Raw genomic sequence first — 16,484 nt, 5'->3', positions numbered from 1 at the left:
GGCGCAGTGGTATTGCGATGGTAGTTGTCAGCGGCGACACGAACTGTGATTTCGGGAGGATCAGGCCAGAAAGCGACTCGGCAGTGCGGAGAGGAGGTGCGTGTTGGACGTCAGTTGCTCCACGATGAACCTGAGGCGACGCTCGGACGAGGACGATGCGGAGTGGAGCATAGGGGACTCGAACCCCTAACTTCCACCTTGCAAAGGTGGCACTCTACCAATTGAGTTAATGCCCCGGATCGACAGCCCGACCAGCATACCGGGGGCCCTCAGCATCCGTGAAATCGCAACGGCTGGTCAGCCTTCGTGGGCGTCCCTCCGTTGGGTTGGGCCCGCCCACCGCGCCAGAAGCCGGCTGCCTCGGCCACCGAGCCTGTGACAAGCTTGGGTACATGGCGCCCCTTGTGCTCACGTTCCCGGACATCGACCCCGTCGCGATCAACATCTTCGGACTGAAGATCCACTGGTACGCGATCATGTACCTGATCGGGTTCGTCGTCGCCTACTTCCTGCTGCGGCGCCGCCTGAAGCACGAGCCGTACCGCTCGATCACCAAGCCGGACAAGTGGTCGCCCGCAGACATCGAGGACCTCCTCCTCTACGCCATCGCCGGAGTCATCGTCGGAGGCCGGCTGGGGTACGTCCTGTTCTACAAGCCCGGCTTCTACCTGGCCAACCCGCTCGACGTGATCAAGCTGTGGGACGGCGGCATGAGCTTCCACGGCGGGGCGATCGGGGTGATCGTCGGCATCGCAGTGCACGCGTTCATCAAGAAGCGTCCCTTCCTGCAGGTGGGCGACTTCCTGGTGCCCGCCGTGCCCTTCGGGCTGATGGCCGGCCGGATCGGGAACTTCATCAACGGCGAGCTCTGGGGGCGCGAGGCCTCGGCAGACCTGCCCTGGGCCATGATCTTCCCCACTGGCGGGGACGTCCCCCGCCATCCCTCGCAGCTCTACCAGGCACTCCTCGAGGGCCTGCTGCTGTTCGTCCTGCTGTGGCTGTATGCGCGCAAGCCACGCTATCGCGGCCAGGTGGCCGGGGCCTTCCTGATCGGCTACGGCGTCTTCCGGTTCATCGGGGAGTTCTGGCGCGAACCCGACGCGTACCTGGGCCTGCTGTCCATGGGCTTCAGCATGGGGCAGTGGCTCTCCATCCCCATGGTCGTGGCCGGACTGATCATCTGGACCTGGGCCCGCACCCAGGCGATCAGCGACGTCGAGGTCGGTGGCAGCGACGATGCGGTCGACGGGCACGGCGAGGCTGAGGGGGACGGTGTGGACGCCCCGGTGGAGGACAACTCCGCCGAAACTGAGGACCACGCGTCCGACGATATTGCCAACGCCACACACGGGTCGGGCGAAACCACCGTTGACGACGGTTCCAGCTCTCCTGAACTTCCTGAGAGCAACCGTTAAACCAACTGTGGATAACCCGCCCCGGGTTGTGGATTACTGCTCTGGCGGTTCCTCGTGTGCTCGGTCACACCCGAAATCGGTAGCACACCTTGGCGCTGCATGTGGAATCTCCGGTGGGTCGGATTTCACGCGTGAAACCTGCAGGTGCCCCCGATGAACCGCTTTTGAAACCGTGACCTTTCCCCAAGGTTGTGAACAACTGTTGATAACCGGGGATGAGTGGGGTGCTACCGCTCGGAAACTGTGTGCAACTTGTGGAAACAGGTGTGTATCGGAGTGTGGGCGGTGGACTGGTTTCAAAAGTCGCTTCGGCGCTGTGCGGCAGGGGTGGATCTCGACACGGGCGCGGGGCGCCCTACTCGATCAGCGGAGTGGAGCGCGGGGCGCCCTACTCGGTCAGCGGAGTGGAGCGCGGGGCGCCCTACTCGGTCAGCGGAGTGGAGCGCGGGGCGCCCTACTCGGTCAGCGGAGTGGAGCGCGGGGCGCCCTACTCGATCAGCGGTGGTCTCGACACGGGCGCGGGGCGCCCTACTCGACCTACGGGATGGGGGCGGGTCCTAGGCGGTCGGCCGGTGGGCGATCAGGGCGCCCGGGCCGGGGAGGAGGAAGCGGCCGGGGGCGAGCTCGCGCGGGTCGTCCCACGAGGCCAGGACCTCCGTGGCGGCGCCCAGATCCACCTCGACTGCGGAGGAGGCGCGCGTGACCGCGACGGTCACCTGTCCCCGCCGCATCACCAGGGTGTCGTCGTCGAGCACCTGCACCTGCGTGCTGCCCAGCGAGGGATCGAGCACGTCGGGTCGGGCGTGCCGGATCGCGATCAACTCCCGGTACCAGGACAACATCCGGGCGTGCGCGGCCTCGTCGCGCTCGTCCCAGAGCAGCACGGCGCTGCGGAAGGTCTCGGCCGATTGCGGATCGGGCGTCTCGTCGGCCCAGCCCACGTCGGCGAACTCGCGCCGTCGGCCCTCGGTCACCTTCGGGCCGAGCTCCGGACCCAGGTGGGAGAAGTAGGGGAACGGCGTCGAGGCCGCCCACTCCTCGCCCATGAACACCATCGGCGCGAACGCCGAGAGCAGGTAGAGCGCCGCCCCGGCAGCCTGCGCGCCGGGCGCCACTGTCCGGCTGATGCGGTCGCCGGTGGCGCGGTTGCCCACCTGGTCGTGGTTCTGCAGGAACGTCACGAAGGAGTGGCCGTCGTACAGGTCCGAGCCCGGATCCAGAGGCGCACCCCAGTCCTTGCCCCGGAACGTCGAGAACCCGCCGTCGTGGACGAACACCCTCGTCAGGGCCTTCTCGAGCACCTCGGCGGAACCGAAGTCGACGTAGTAGCCCTGCGTCTCGCCCGTCAGGAAGCTGTGCAGGGCGTGGTGGACGTCGTCGGCCCACTGGGCGTCCATCCCGCGGGCACCGGGGACCGACCCGGTGGGGGAGACCATCTCGGAGCGGTTCAGGTCCGACTCCGCGATCAGTCTCAGCGGCCTGCCGGCCTCGGCCTCCCAGCCGGCGACGGCGTCGGCCAGTTCTGCCAGGAAGTGCCGGGGCGAGTCGTCCACCAGGGCGTGCACGGCGTCCAGCCGCAGACCGTCGAGCCGGTAGTCGACCAGCCAGAGCCGGGCTGCGCCCAGCAGGAACGCGCGCACCTCCTCGCAGTCCTCGTCGTCCAGGTTCAGCCCGTCGCCCCACGGGGTGTGGTGGCGAGGCGTGAAGTAGGGGCCGAACTGGGACAGGTAGTTCCCCTCCGGACCCAGGTGGTTGTGCACCACGTCGAGCACCACGCCGATCCCGACGGCGTGGGCGGCGTCGATGAACCGGACGAACGCCTCCGGGCCGCCGTAGGCGCGGTGGACGCCGTAGAGGCCGACGCCGTCGTAGCCCCAGCCCCGCTCGCCCGGGAAGGGCGCCACCGGCATCACCTCGACGTAGTCGACGCCGAGCTCGGCCAGGTGAGCGAGCCGCTCGACGGCGGAGTCGAACGTGCCGCCGTCGGTGAAGGTGCCGACGTGCAACTCGTATCCGACGCCGCCGCGGACGTCCTTGCCCGCCCAGTCGGGGCGGCGGGTGAACAGCGCGGGGTCGACGACGGCGCTGGGACCGTGCACGCCGTCGGGGTGGGCGAGACCGCGGGGGTCGGGCAGGGGAGGGCCGCCGTCGACGCTGAAGGCGTACCGTGTGCCCGGCCCGAGCGGGCGGTCGAGCCCCCACCAGCCGCGCCGCTCGGTCCGGTGCATGGGCAGGCGCGTGCCCTCCAGGACGACCTCCACCAGGGAGGCCCGCGGAGCCCACACCGCCGTGCCGGACGTCGGTTCAAAACCCTGCGGACGGTCGATCATTTCGGGGCCAGCGCCTTCTTGGCCCCACCGCTGCGACCCTGGGACGCGGTGGCGGCGACCTTCCTGCCCTGCTTCAGGCGGACCCGCAGGCTCCCGCCCAGCGACTTCGTCTCAAGATAGGGCTGGGCCTTGATCAGGGAGCTCAGCTTGGCGTGCCCGTGGTCGCGGTGGTCGAAGTCTGCGTGGGTCCGGTTGACGTGCTGCCCCACCTGGCTCAGCAGGCTCCATCCGTCGTCGCCGGAGGTCGCGTTGACCGCCTTGGTGAGGGCGCTCTCGAGGTTGATGCCCGTGGCGGGATCCGGAGTTGCCGCGAGCGGCTCCACCGCAGGCGGCGCCTGCTGCTCCTGCTGCTCCAGGACCTCGAGGAAGATGAACTGGTCAACGGCGCGGCGCAACGACTCGGGCGTCCCCTTGCGCCCCAACCCGAACACGCGCTTCCCGGACTCGCGCAGGCGCGTGGCGAGGCGGGTGAAGTCCGAGTCCGACGACACGAGCGCGAACGCATCGACGTTGCCCTGCCAGAGCAGGTCCATCGCGTCGATGATGAGGGCCGAGTCCGTCGAGTTCTTGCCGACGGTGTTGGAGAACTGCTGGATGGGCTGGATGGCGTGGCGCAGCAACTCGCCCTTCCAGCCGGTCAGGTTGTTCGTGGTCCAGTCCCCGTAGGCCCGCTTGACGGTCGGGACCCCGTAGCTGGCCAGTTCCTCCAGCACCGCGCCCGCGTGTTTGGGAGAGACGTTGTCCGAGTCGATCAGGACAGCGATACGGGTGCTGGAACTGCTGGTGTCGGTGCTCACGCCACCACCATAGTTCGCGGTGGTCACCAACTCCCGGCGCTGGTACCGCCACCGCCGCCCCCGCCGAAGCTGCTGCTCGAGAAACCCGACGACCCGCCGGAACCGCCGCTGCTGGACCAACTGCCGCTGGAGCGGGTGGATGGGTCGGTGACCGAGGCCACATTCGCCGTGTCGGCGAGCGCTCGCACGTTGCTCGCGAACACGCCGGGGGAGAAGTCGGGGGTGAATGCGGTCTCGAGCGGGGCGATGCGGCCGGCCGAGGCGAGCTCCCGGCAGACGCGCGTCCAGCGCTCGGTCAGCCCGAACAGCACCGCCCAGGGCAGGTGCCGCGAGTAGATGTCCTGGCCGGCCTCGTAGTCGAGCTGGTCGGCCTCCGCCGTGGCGAGGTACTGGCGGAACCCGCGGACCTGGTCCAGCAGAGCGGAACCAGTGGCACCCAGGGAGCGGACCGGCTTCGCCGAGCTGACCAGCACGGCCGCCACGACGCTGCCGAGGCCCAGCCCGATGAAACCGGCGCGGACGATCCAATTGTCCAGGAAGACGGCCAGCAGGACGGCGGCCACCGGCAAGGTGATGCCGAGCAGCAGGATGGCCATGCCTCGGACGGCTGTGGCGGAGTTGGTGACGGACGACTGGAAGTAGCGCCGGTCCCGGACCACCGAGAGTTGGTGGGAGTCCACCACCTGGTTGAGCCGCCACACGTTGCGGGCAAACGGGGCCTCGTCGTCGGCGTACTCATCGAGCTTCGCGGCCAGGTCCAGTTCCAGCTCTGTCTGCAGCGCATCGGAGTCGGCCAGTTCCACGGCCAGGGGCGAGGACTTGAGGGACACCGCACCATTCACCGCCATTCGGGTCAGAACTGCTGCCGTGTGGGTGCCCTTGAACTCCCGGTCCAGGAACAGGCCGGCGGTGGCGACGTCGACCTCCGGGGGCTCGAACTGCACTGCCACCTGCGGCTGACCGGTGACCTTCACCACGCGGCCCCCGGGATCCGTGAGGCCCGGCGCGACGTCGGCGTAGCGCTGGTCCCGAGGGCGTCCGGCCCTGCGGCGGAGGAGGAAGCCTGCCAGCAGCATCGCGCCCAGACCCCCGATCCCGGCGGCTGTGGAGCTGATGGCCAGCACCTGTCGGGCGCGGTCGCGGCTCGGTTCGATGATCGCGGTGGCGCCGCCCACGGCATCGGCCGGAAGGGTCACCTCGAACCGCATCAGCGAGGTGTTGCTGTTCCCGGTGGGGCTTTCGAGGGTGACGGTGCCGCCGTCGATCGACAGCTCCTCGTCCTCGTTGCAGCCCCGCCGCCTGTCCTCGCCGTCCAGTCCCAGGCGGACGCAGTCGGCGGCGGTCACGTCGGCGGGGAACCGCCACGTGAAGCTGCTCTCGACGTCGCTGCTGCGGCTGGCGGCGTTCAACGGGAGCCGGAAGTGGGCGGTGCCACCCCTCGAGTCGACGGCGCCCTCCACGCGGTAGCTGACCACGACGGTGGCGGTGGGCGGCGCCACCGGTGCGTGCACCTCCACCAGCAGCGCCTCCTCGCTCTCGCCCTCGACCGGGATCCGGGTCTCGATCTCGAAGGGCGCCCCCAGCTCGTTGGTGGCCTGCAGGTCGGTGATCCGCCACACGCGGTCCTCGCGGCTGGAGACCGGGAACCGAGTGGGCAGGCGCAGGTCGAACTCCTCCCGGACCGCGTCCTGCGGCAGCGCGTAGACGAGGGTGTGTTCGACGTCGGTGGCGCCGGTGGCGTCGACCGTGAAGCTGCTGTCCTGCTGGACAAGTTCGGGGACGACGAGGCGCCGGTCCTCCAGCTTCGGCTCGGCGTTGGCCACGGACCCGGCCGGGAAGTCGGCGATGGCGGTGATCGTGTCCCGCGGTTCGACGTCGCCGCCGGTCAGTACCGCGACGCCTCCCGAGACGTCCTGGCCGCACTCCTCGTCGCCGGTGAGGCACCGGGCCCGGTCCACCCCGTCGGGGGCGGTGACGGTCACCGTGAACTCCTCGATCCCCGGGTAGTCCCGGCTCGTGACGTCCCAGTTCAGCTGCGGCACGCCGTCGAACGTCCGGAGGGCGCCGACGACGGTGTAGGAGATCTCGTAGGTGGCGGTGTCGGTGTCGAGGGCCTGGTCCGGGTCGCCGATCCGCAGCATGATCTGGCCGTCCGAGCCGGACTCCCGTACGTTCTCCTCCCACATGGCCGGTGCGCCGCTGGGTGAGGAGACCTCGATGTCGCTGACCTCGTAGACGACGTCCTTGGAGCGGTCCTGCTCCCAGGACTCCCGCGTGGCGATCCCGAACTCGATGCCGCGGCGACCCTTCTCGCCGAAGTCCCATTCCAGCAGGTAGCGCACGTCCACCGAGCCGTCGGCGCGGACGTCGAAGGTGACGTCGAGGTTGCGGACGGTGTCGGTGGCCGCATTGGCCTCCCGCGGCGCCAGGGCAGGCACCGCCAGGACTGCGAGCATGACGGCCAGGACGGTTGCGGCGGCGCGGGGGAGTCTGGTCAGCACGCCCCGACGATATCGGGCGGACAGGCCCACCGGTTGGCCTCTGGCGCCCCGAACCGGGCTGTCACCGGCCCTTCGAGGCGCCGACTGCGTCGTCGCACCTCAGGGGAACTGGTCGTGTGGATCGCGGACTGCGTCGTCGCACCTCAGGGGGACTGGTGGTGTGGATCGCGACTGCGTCGTCACACCTCAGGGGGACTGAGGGTCCTGCACCACCTCGAGCACGGCCTGGCCGTAGCGCTCCAGCTTCGCCTCGCCGACGCCCGAGACCGTTCGAAGCTCCTCGAGGCTTGTCGGGCGCGCCTGCGCGATCCCGGCCAGGGTGGCGTCGTTGAACACCACGTAGGCGGGCACGCCCTGCGCCTTGGCGACGCCGCCCCGCCAGGCGCGCAGCTGCTGGAACAGGTCCTGCTGCGGCTCGTCGAGCTCGGTGGGTGCAGACCGGGTGCGGGACCGCCGGGGAGTGCGCACGCGTTCCGGCTCGCGCCGCAGCACCACCTGCTGCTCGCCGCGCAGCACCGGGCCCGCGGCCTCCGGCAGCGACAGGACGCCGTACTCGCCCTGCACCTCCAGCAGACCCTGGGCCAGGAGTTGCCGCACCACGCCGCGCCACTCCTGCTCGCCGAGCTCGGTGCCGATCCCGAAGGTCGAAAGGCCGGTGTGGCCGAAGCGGGTGACGCGTTCGGTCTCGCGGCCGAGGAGGATGTCGACGAGGTGGCCGGCGCCGTAGCGCTGCCCGTGCTCGCGCTGCAGCCGCACGACGGTGGACATCAGCTTCTGAGCGGGCACCGTGCCGTCGAAGCCCTCGGGCGGCTCGAGGCACGTGTCGCAGTTGCCGCAGGGCTCGCTGGTCTCGCCGAAGTAGCGCAGCAGCTGGGCGCGGCGGCACTTGACGGTCTCGCAGAGGGCGAGCATCGCGTCGAGGTGCAGGCCCTGCGCCCGCTTGCGCTGGGCGCCGCCGTCGCCGTCGGCGATCATGCGGCGCTGCTGCACCACGTCGGCCAGGCCGTAGGCGAGCCAGGCGGTCGAAGGCAGCCCGTCGCGGCCCGCGCGGCCGGTCTCCTGGTAGTAGCCCTCGATGCTCTTGGGCAGGTCCAGGTGGGCTACGAAGCGGACGTCGGGCTTGTCGATGCCCATGCCGAAGGCGATGGTGGCCACCATCACCACGCCGTCCTCCCGCAGGAATCGGGACTGGTTGGCGGCACGCTGCGGTGCGGGGAGCCCTGCGTGGTACGGCAGCGCGGTGACGCCCTTGCCGGACAGCCACTCGGCCGTCTTCTCCACCGACGCCCGGCTGAGGCAGTAGACGATGCCGGCCTGGCCGGGGTGCTCGGTCTCGATGATCCGCAGCAACTGGTTCCTGGCGTCCTGCTTGGGTGCGATCCGGTACTGGATGTTCGGCCGGTCGAAGCTGGAGACGAACACGCGGGCGTCGTCGAGGCGCAGGTTGCGGATGATCTCGTCGCGGGTCTCGGCCGTCGCCGTGGCGGTGAGGGCGATCCGCGGCACGTCGGGCCACCGCTCGTGCAGGATGGTGAGGCCCAGGTAGTCGGGCCTGAAGTCGTGTCCCCACTGCGCCACGCAGTGGGCCTCGTCGATGGCGAACAGCGCGATGCGCGCCCGGTCAAGCAGGCCGGTGGCCACGGGAAGCCGCTCGGGTGCGAGGTAGAGCAGGTCGAGCTCGCCGGCGAGGAGGCGCCGCTCGACGTCGCGCCGCTCGTCGGGGGACTGGGTGGAGTTGAGGAAGGCGGCACGCACGCCGAGCTGCTCGAGGGCGTCCACCTGGTCGTGCATCAGGGCGATCAGCGGGCTGATCACCACCCCGGTGCCCTCCCTGACGAGTGAGGGAATCTGGTAGCACAGGCTCTTCCCGCCGCCGGTGGGCATGAGGACCAGGGCGTCGTCGCCGCGCACGACGGTCTCGATGATCTCGCCCTGCTGCCCCCGGAAGGCGTCGTATCCCCAGACCTTGCCGAGGGCGTCGAGAGCAGCAGTCACGGGGCCACCCTATGCGAGCGCCCTGACGACTGCCTCACCAGGTGAAGTCCCTCTCGTCGATGGGCTCGGCCCAGTAGATGAACTCCTGACCCTCGGTGAACGGCTCCAGGATCTCGAAGTTCTCGTAGCTGACGCCGCCGGGGATGGGCGACTCACTGGCCCAGTACGCCCAGCGGCCGTTGACGAGCACCTCGAGCTGCGGGCTGGGCTGCGGGACCCGCCAGCCCTGCACGGCCCGGCGCCCGACGTAGCTCCAGTGGGTGGCCGTGCCCTCGGCGGCCACGGCCTCGTGGGGTGCGCGCTCGTCGGGGGTCGCCGCGACGACCACTCCGCCGTCGGGGCTGCGCTGCAGCTCCTCGACCCCGAAGCGGCCGTGCTCGGCGAAGTCGGTGCGCTCGAAACCGGGCCAGAGCTCCGCCGGCGTGACCACCCGGTCCCGCAGGTGCAGCTCCCGCAGCCGTGCGAAGTTGCCCATGGTGGCGGTGAGGACGCAGTGCTGCAGCTCGGCGGAGCCGGGCCGCCGGAAGGCCGCGAGCGAGACCTCGTGGGGACGGTCGGCACGGAACCGCACCCTGACCGAGACCTCCGCGCCGTTCTCGAACCGCTCGGAGTGCACCCACACCGTGAGGTGCTCCACCCCGTCGACCTCCTCGACGACGCCGCGCGCGGGCCACTGTGGGTCGCTGGGCTCGGCGTGGCCCAGGGAGTCGGCGCTCCAGAACCGCTTGCCGGGGAGCCCGTCGAGCTGGCTCGGCTCCAGCTCGGAGAAGCCGCGCGCGCTCTGGCCCGAGACCACGGGCTCGACGGCGACGAAGTTCAACAGCCGCTCGCGGGGGTGGTCGAGGTAGGGCGTGAACAGGCGCAGCAGGCCGCGCGGCCCCGGCGTCGGCGACAGGCCCACCTGCAACCCGTCGGGGTGGCCCCAGCGGGGCTCGGCGGGATGGTCCGACGAGGGCCGCAGCCACTGGCCGTCGACCTCGGGGAGCGTGCCCGTGTCATGGAAGGTTGGGGTGTTGGCGTTCATTCGGCCTCCTCGCCGGTCAACGTGCGTCGCGTCGTCGTGCCAACGCTACGCCAGTATCGGGTGCTCCGCCCGAGCCTCGTCCGCGTCGTCGGCATGGGCGGGCCCGTCGCCGTCGGTGGGCCCGGGGGAGCGGCATCCGTGGGCCAGGAACAGCACGAGCATGAGCCCGGTGGTGACCAGGTAGAAGCTGTGCAGCACCCAGATCGGGCCGGCGGGCAGGCTGTAGACGTAGACGGAGTGCACCACGTTGCCCAGGTTCGACAGCGACAGGTTGCCCAGGCTGTAGGAGGACAGGTCGCGCGTCCTGACGGCCTTGACGAGCATCGGCAGCACGCTGGCCGCAAAGATGACGCTGGAGACGGTCCCGGCCACCAACGCCACGTCGATCCCCATCTCGCACCCCCTTCGGCCTGCCCTGTCCAGGACACCCTCCGACGGTAGGCGCGCGCCCCGTCGCCCCGGATCGGCCGAATCCACCATCTTCCGCCGAGGGGATGGGCCATTCGATGCAGTCCCGGGATCGCCGCCCGGGTTGGCCCCGAAACCAGCCGGACCCGTCCTCGTTCCACCGGTGTCAGAGAGACCCGAGGAGTAGAATCGAAGACAACACAGGGGGATCCGATGAGGAGAATTCTCGGCGATCTGGGCATCGGGTTGTTGTTGGCCTTCGTGGGCCAGCTCGCCCAGATGGCGGCCTCCGCCGTGGGGCGCGTCCTGGGACTACCGTTCCCGTACGAAATGGCTCCGGAGGACGGCAGCATTCCGCCGGCACTCCTGACCCAGATCAGCCTGACGTTCGTGCTCGCCGCCGTGGCGATGTTCCTGGTATCCCTCGTCATCGGGTGGTTGCTGAAGGTACCGTCGGTGGCTCGCGGCGCCGCGCGTGGCGCCGTGTGGATGGCGGTGGTGGCCCTGAGCCAGTTCCTGCTCGGTCTGGGGGAGGGTGTCGTCCCGGTCTTCGGTCTGGTGGGGGTGTGGGTGTACCTGGCTGCGATCCTCCTCGGCCCGGTCATTGCGGGCCTGCTGCAGCCAAGCCGCAGCACCCCCGGCCGCTCAGAGGCGGCTGCGGGCGGGTCAGGCTGAGGCCGGCACCAGCAGCGCGACGGGGAGGTCGCCCAGGATGTCGGCCAGACGGGTCTCGCCGCCGGAGACAGGCTGGCCGGTCAGGACGTCGCGGAACTGGCCGTCGGGAAGGATGATCCTGTGCTCGGCCCAGCCCTGCTCGCCCAGCTGGGACGGCAGCCGGGTGGCGACGGTGATGGCCGCGACCTCCTCGGCACCGGCCCGAGCACGGGCGAACGCGACGGCGTGGCCGGAGGTGGTGGCCACCGGCCGGTACTCCGATGAGTCACCCCGGAACGCGTCCGGGTGCTCGGAGCGCAGCCGCAGCGCACGGGAGGTCACCAGGAGTTTCTCGGCGTCGAGGGATCTCGACACGGGCGCCGGGCGCCCTACTCGATCAGCGGTGGGTGCGGGCGCGGGGCGCCCTGGTCGATCAGCGGTGGGTACGGGCGCGGGGTGCCCTGGTCGATCGGCGGTGGGTGCGGGCGCGGGGTGCCCTGGTCGATCAGCGGTGGGTGCGGGCGCGCGGTGCCCTGGTCGATCGGCGGTGGAGTCCAATCCGGCGAGGAGGTCGCGGCGCAGGCGGTAGTCCACCTCGCGGCGGTTGTCGGGGTCCACCAGCGACAGGTCCACCAGTTCGCAGCCCTGGTAGGTGTCGGGCACCCCGGGCATCGTCAGCTGCAGCAGCGCCTGGCCGAGCACGTTGGCGCGCACGGAGCCGGCGACCGTCTCGGTGAAGGTGTCCAAGGCCGCCGCGCACGCCTCGTCGTCCAACGCGTGCAGGGCCAGGGCGATGACCGCCTCCTCGTAGGCGGCGTCGGGTTCGGTCCACGTGGTGTGCCACTTGGCCTCGCGCATCGCCTTGGTCAGGTACGCACTCAGCCGCTCGGCCGAGATCGGCTCCTCACCGGCCGCCGTGCCGGGCAGCCGCCAGGTGCCCGCGAGCGTCTGCCAGACGAACAGCTCCGTGGCGCCGTCGAGCGGATCCGAGCGCAGCTCGTCGGTGGCCGCCCGCAGCTCGGTCACGCACACCTCCCACTCCTTGGGGTACTCGGTGAGCGTGGAGAGCCTGGCGCGGACGTCCGCGGAGCGCTTGGTGTCGTGGGTGCTGAGCGTGGTCATCGTCGAGGGCCAGGTGGCGGTCAGCGCAGAGCAGAAGTCGTGGAAGCCGTCCGTGGTGATGCCCACCATCGTGGGCTCGCTGCCCACCTCGTTCACCCCTATGAACCTGTTCCACCGGTAGAACGCGGTGTCCTCCTTGGACTTGGCCATCACGGGCCCGCAGGTCTGTGCGAACCGCACCATGAACTCGGCCCTCAGCTCGCGGGTGTCCATGGCCTGGTCACGGAGCTCGGTGGTCACGGGGCCGTGGCCCGGCTCGGGGAGGGTCTCCGCGCCCTGCTCCTCGTCGCCGGTGCCGGGATCCCCGCAGGCGAGTGCCACGATCAGGTCCAGCGTGTCCAGCTCGTCGGCCGCGAGGTTGGGTCGCGCCCGGTCCGCCGCCTCCACGAGGACCGCGCGCTCCTGCTCGGGGGCCGCCATCCCGGGCTCGACGTAGGCGCGGTAGCGGTCCATCTCCACCAGCAGCCGACCGATCGCGTTGCGGAGTTGACGGCGCGTGTGGTCACGCAGCCGGATGTCGCCGTCGCAGATGGCCACCGCCATCGAGGTCAGCCGGTTCACCTCCGCAAACAGCATCGAGGAGATCACCTCGTGCTTGGCCTGCATGAGCACCGAGCCGAACCACTCGCCGACGCCGGAGACCCGCTCCCACAGGGCGTTCAGGCGGGACAGGCCGGCCGCGTCCTGGAACAGGCCACTCACGCGCAGGAGCGCGTCGTATCCGGTGGTGCCGGCACAGTCGAACAACTCCGGCAGTGCCTCGTCGGCCTCGAGGATCTTCTCCACCACCACCCAGCAGCCACCCGTGAAGGCCTGCAGGTCCGCGAAGTACTGGCGGGGATTGGCCAGGCCGTCGGGGTGGTCGATGCGGAAGCCGTCGATCAGCCCTTCCTCGTGCAGCTCGACGAGCAGCCGATGGGTGGCCTCGAACACGCCGTCGTCCTCCACCCGGACCGCGGCCAAGGTGTCGACGTCGAAGAAGCGCCGGTAGTTGAGCTCCTCGCTGCCCACCTTCCAGTGCGCCAGCCGGTACCACTGCGCCTCCAGCAGCTTCTCGATCGGCAGGTCCTCGGTGCCGGGCCGGATCGGGAAGACGTGGTCGAAGTGGACCACCACGGGCTCTACCACGGTGCCGCCGTCGGCGGTGGGAACCTCCCGCTCCTCCACGGAGATGGTGCCGGCCTCCAGCTCCTGCCCGATCCGGTTGCCGAGCACCGGCATCAGGATGGCCTGGGAGCCGGTGAGGTCGACGTCGAACCAGCGCGCGAATGGGGAGTCCGAGCCCTGTTTGAGGACCTCCCACAGCTCATGGTTGAGGAACAGCGGGGTCGGCACCGCCATGTGGTTGGGCACCACGTCGACGACGACGCCCAGACCCCGCGCGTGCGCCGCCGCCGCCAGCCGCCGGAAGCCCGCCTCCCCACCCAGCTCGTCCGAGATGTGTGAATGGTCCACGACGTCGTAGCCATGCATCGAGCCGGGGGCAGCCTGCAGGATCGGGGAGCAGAAGACGTGGCTGACCCCCAGTGCGGCGAGGTGGTCCAGTTGCGCCACGGCGTCGTCGAAGGTGAAACCGGCGTGCAGTTGCAGCCGGTACGTGGAGGTCGGGGTCGGATTCGGGCTCACGAGCCCACTCTAGGCTCGAAGGGTCCGCAGGGCCGGTGCTTCGGCGCCGGAGGCGCCCGCAAACGCTGGGCCTCGCCCGGATCCGGGTCGGGTCGTGTCACGATGGCCCAATGGCGCAATCGACCCTGAGACGCGCGGATCCCAATTCGGTCCGGAAGTGGAACGAGTTCCTGGTGGTCTCCGCGCTGGACGAGGGACCCCGCCGGATCTCGGCGCTCGCGAATGCCACGGGGCTCACGCCGGCGCCTCTGGGTGAGGTGCTCCGGGGCCTCGAGGCCAAGGGCTGGGTGGCCTCCAGCCGCTCCACCGACGGCGGGCCGGGCAGGCCCGCGCAGGTCTATTCGCTGGTGATCCCGAAGGGCTCCGTACTGGGGATCGACGTCGGCGGTCGGGCCGTGCGGTGCGTCCGCTTCGACCTGGAGGGGAGCCTGCAGGCGAAGGTGGAGCGTCGCCTGCCCCGGGGCGTCGACGAGGACCTCCGGACGCGGGCCATCGCCGAGGTCACCGACGAGGCGCTCGGGGGAGCGGCGCCCCTGTGGCTGGCCGGGTTGTCGGTCACCGGCAACGTCGGACCGGACGGGCTGATGGTCGAGTCCGCGGCGATGCCCGAGGTCAACGGCAAGGCCCCCGTGACGCTGTGGGGCGAGGCCATCGGTGCGCGCACGTTCGTCGTGAACGACGTCCGCGCCGCCGCCTACGCCGAACACCTCGTCGGCGCCGCGCAGGACCACGGGGACATCCTCCTCATCCAGCTCGGCCGGCGCCCCACCCTCGGCCTCATGTTCGACGGGGTCCCGCGCGGCGGCGCCCACGGCGGTGCGGGCGACCTCTCCCACAACCACTTCATCCCCACCGAGGTGGACATGGACTGGCTGGAGCCGTTCATGGACTCCGACGACCCCATCGGCGACGGCGTCCGCGCCATCCTCGACGGCGACCAGCGGGCGCTCGCCCGGATGCGGTCCTACGTGGCGCAGATGGCGCCGTCGCTGGCGCTGACCACTGCCGTCGTCGACCCCGGTGTGGTCGTGGTCGCCGGGGCGCTGACGCCCGTGGCGCACCACTTCATGGACGACCTCGTGACCACCATCAGCGAGAACGTCGCACGCACCCCGTCGGTCCGGGTCTCGGAGCTGGACCAGTTCTCCGCGGCGGTGGGCGCCGGACTCGCCGCCCTGCAGCGCCTGAAGTCCTCCCTGGCCGACCCCACCGACGGCGTCCACCCGTTCACCCTCGAGTCGTTCGCGGCCCGTCCGCTGGGCGAGGACCCGACCGCGAGCGAGGCGCGCGGGAGCGCCTGAACCGGCGCCGCGACGTCGCAGCCCACGCCCGGCCGGGCACCCACGAGCGCCGAATCCACACATTCGCCCGTGGTTAGGATCTGGACGTGACCCTCGCCCCCTCGCGCGCCATCCGCCGGCAGCGGCACGACGTCCACGACCGTCCGTTCATCGTCATCTGGGAGGTCACCCGCGCCTGCCAGCTCGCCTGCCTGCACTGCCGTGCTGACGCCATCACGCGCCGCAACCCGGGCGAGCTCACGCTGGCGGAGGGCAAGGCGCTCCTGGACGGGATCGCGAGCTTCCCCGCACCGCACCCCCTCGTGGTGCTCACCGGCGGCGACCCGTTCGAGCGCCCCGACCTGGAGGACCTGGTCCGCCACGGCACGGGCCTCGGCCTCTCGATGGCGCTGTCCCCGTCGGTGACGCCGAACCTGACCGTCGACCGGCTCGCCGGCCTGCGCGAGGCCGGCGCGAAGGCGATCTCCCTTTCCCTCGACGGCGCTCGCGCGGCCACGCACGACGCGTTCCGCGGCTTCGAGGGCACCTACGCCGCCACCCGCGTCGCGGCGCAACGGGTCAAGGACGCCGGGTTCCGGCTGCAGGTCAACTCCACCGTCACCCGCTCCACCGTCGAGGAGCTACCGGCCCTGCTGCGCGACGTCATCGAGCTGGGCGGGCAGCTGTGGAGCGTCTTCTTCCTGGTGCCGACGGGCCGCGGCCAGCAGTTGGAGACCCTGACGGCCGACGAGATCGAGGACGTGCTGCACTGGCTCGCCGACGTCGCCCGCTTCATGGCGATCAAGACCACCGAGGCGCCCCACTTCCGGCGGGTGGTGCTGCAGCGCGAGGTGGCCGCCGCCGCGGGGGAGGATCCCTCGGCAGGCCGTGGCGAGCTCCACCGCCGGCTCACCGAGCTCACGGCCGAGGCCCTGCGCGGGGTGCCGGTGCGCGAGCGTCCCGCGCGGCCGCCGATCGACGTCAACTCCGGGCGCGGCTTCATGTTCGTGGACCACAAGGGCAAGGTGTACCCGTCGGGGTTCCTGCCCCACGTGGCCGGCGACGTCCGGGTCACCCCCGTCACCGAGATCTACCGGGAGGCGCCCGTGATGCGGGCCCTGCGCGCGCCCGACGGCTTCGGCGGCCGGTGCGGCACGTGCGAGTTCCGCGAGGTGTGTGGCGGGTCCCGTTCCCGCGCCTACGCCGTCAACGGCGACCCGCTCGCCGAGGACCCGGGCTGCGCCTACGTCCCCGCCGGCGACGCGGTGGCGACGCCCGCCAGGGACTGACGGCGGTCCCGAGCGAGTTCCGCGAGCCCTGCCCGACCTCCGT

General features: G+C 70.9%; 11 protein-coding genes and 1 tRNA gene. 4 read left to right on the top strand and 8 right to left on the bottom strand.

Annotation, left to right across the window (positions count from 1 at the left end):
* Window positions 1-163 precede the first annotated feature (163 nt).
* Window positions 164-236 (bottom strand) — tRNA-Ala (locus FOJ82_RS13820).
* A 156-nt stretch (window positions 237-392) separates the two neighbouring features.
* Here FOJ82_RS13820 and lgt point away from each other — a divergent pair.
* On the top strand, window positions 393-1,415 hold the full coding sequence (gene lgt / locus FOJ82_RS13815) for a prolipoprotein diacylglyceryl transferase (RefSeq protein ID WP_143939080.1): 1,023 nt from the start codon (window positions 393-395) through the stop codon (window positions 1,413-1,415).
* A 557-nt stretch (window positions 1,416-1,972) separates the two neighbouring features.
* On the opposite strand, the gene treZ is transcribed toward lgt, so the two are convergent.
* The 6 genes from treZ to FOJ82_RS16310 form a co-directional block, all read right to left on the bottom strand.
* Window positions 1,973-3,745, bottom strand: a complete 1,773-nt coding sequence (gene treZ, locus FOJ82_RS13810) for a malto-oligosyltrehalose trehalohydrolase (protein WP_143939079.1) — start codon at window positions 3,743-3,745, stop codon at window positions 1,973-1,975.
* Window positions 3,742-4,542, bottom strand: a complete 801-nt coding sequence (locus FOJ82_RS13805; protein ID WP_143939078.1) for an NYN domain-containing protein — start codon at window positions 4,540-4,542, stop codon at window positions 3,742-3,744. The genes treZ and FOJ82_RS13805 overlap by 4 nt, the downstream gene beginning before the upstream one ends.
* A 23-nt stretch (window positions 4,543-4,565) precedes the next feature.
* The gene (locus FOJ82_RS13800; RefSeq protein ID WP_143939077.1) at window positions 4,566-7,043 is read right to left on the bottom strand and encodes a DUF2207 domain-containing protein; all 2,478 of its coding nucleotides are present in this window, start codon (window positions 7,041-7,043) and stop codon (window positions 4,566-4,568) included.
* Window positions 7,044-7,229: 186 nt separating this feature from the next.
* Complete coding sequence (gene recQ, locus FOJ82_RS13795) at window positions 7,230-9,038, bottom strand: DNA helicase RecQ (RefSeq protein ID WP_143939076.1); 1,809 nt, start codon at window positions 9,036-9,038, stop codon at window positions 7,230-7,232.
* A 34-nt stretch (window positions 9,039-9,072) separates the two neighbouring features.
* Window positions 9,073-10,062: a hypothetical protein gene (locus FOJ82_RS13790; protein ID WP_143939075.1), complete on the bottom strand. Its 990-nt coding sequence runs from the start codon at window positions 10,060-10,062 to the stop codon at window positions 9,073-9,075.
* Window positions 10,063-10,107: 45 nt separating this feature from the next.
* Window positions 10,108-10,455 carry a hypothetical protein gene (locus tag FOJ82_RS16310; protein WP_185975808.1) on the bottom strand — a complete coding sequence of 116 codons (348 nt, stop codon included), beginning with the start codon at window positions 10,453-10,455 and terminating at the stop codon, window positions 10,108-10,110.
* Between the two features lie 228 nt (window positions 10,456-10,683).
* On the opposite strand from FOJ82_RS16310, the gene FOJ82_RS13780 reads away from it, so the two are divergent.
* The gene (locus tag FOJ82_RS13780; protein ID WP_143939074.1) at window positions 10,684-11,145 is read left to right on the top strand and encodes a hypothetical protein; all 462 of its coding nucleotides are present in this window, start codon (window positions 10,684-10,686) and stop codon (window positions 11,143-11,145) included.
* Here the strand turns inward: FOJ82_RS13780 and treY are convergent.
* Entirely contained in the window at window positions 11,137-13,872 is a 2,736-nt protein-coding gene (treY, locus tag FOJ82_RS13775; RefSeq protein ID WP_143939073.1) for a malto-oligosyltrehalose synthase, read from the bottom strand. The genes FOJ82_RS13780 and treY overlap by 9 nt on opposite strands.
* A 110-nt stretch (window positions 13,873-13,982) precedes the next feature.
* On the opposite strand from treY, the gene FOJ82_RS13770 reads away from it, so the two are divergent.
* Window positions 13,983-15,173, top strand: coding sequence for an ROK family transcriptional regulator (locus tag FOJ82_RS13770; RefSeq protein ID WP_143939072.1), 1,191 nt, complete (start codon window positions 13,983-13,985; stop codon window positions 15,171-15,173).
* Window positions 15,174-15,259: 86 nt separating this feature from the next.
* On the top strand, window positions 15,260-16,441 hold the full coding sequence (locus tag FOJ82_RS13765) for a TIGR04053 family radical SAM/SPASM domain-containing protein (protein WP_143939071.1): 1,182 nt from the start codon (window positions 15,260-15,262) through the stop codon (window positions 16,439-16,441).
* Window positions 16,442-16,484: the final 43 nt, after the last annotated feature.

The organism is Tessaracoccus rhinocerotis (genome assembly GCF_007197885.1).
Taxonomy (GTDB): domain Bacteria; phylum Actinomycetota; class Actinomycetes; order Propionibacteriales; family Propionibacteriaceae; genus Arachnia; species Arachnia rhinocerotis.
This window is presented reverse-complemented; position numbering and strand designations above follow the sequence as displayed.

Excerpts from the sequence above, each read along its gene's own strand:
- treZ (WP_143939079.1), bottom strand. The coding sequence starts at position 3,745 with ATGATCGACCGTCCGCAGGGTTTTGAACCGACGTCCGGCACGGCGGTG.
- FOJ82_RS16310 (WP_185975808.1), bottom strand. The coding sequence starts at position 10,455 with ATGGGGATCGACGTGGCGTTGGTGGCCGGGACCGTCTCCAGCGTCATC.
- FOJ82_RS13770 (WP_143939072.1), top strand. The coding sequence starts at position 13,983 with ATGGCGCAATCGACCCTGAGACGCGCGGATCCCAATTCGGTCCGGAAG.
- FOJ82_RS13780 (WP_143939074.1), top strand. The coding sequence starts at position 10,684 with ATGAGGAGAATTCTCGGCGATCTGGGCATCGGGTTGTTGTTGGCCTTC.
- FOJ82_RS13790 (WP_143939075.1), bottom strand. The coding sequence starts at position 10,062 with ATGAACGCCAACACCCCAACCTTCCATGACACGGGCACGCTCCCCGAG.
- lgt (WP_143939080.1), top strand. The coding sequence starts at position 393 with ATGGCGCCCCTTGTGCTCACGTTCCCGGACATCGACCCCGTCGCGATC.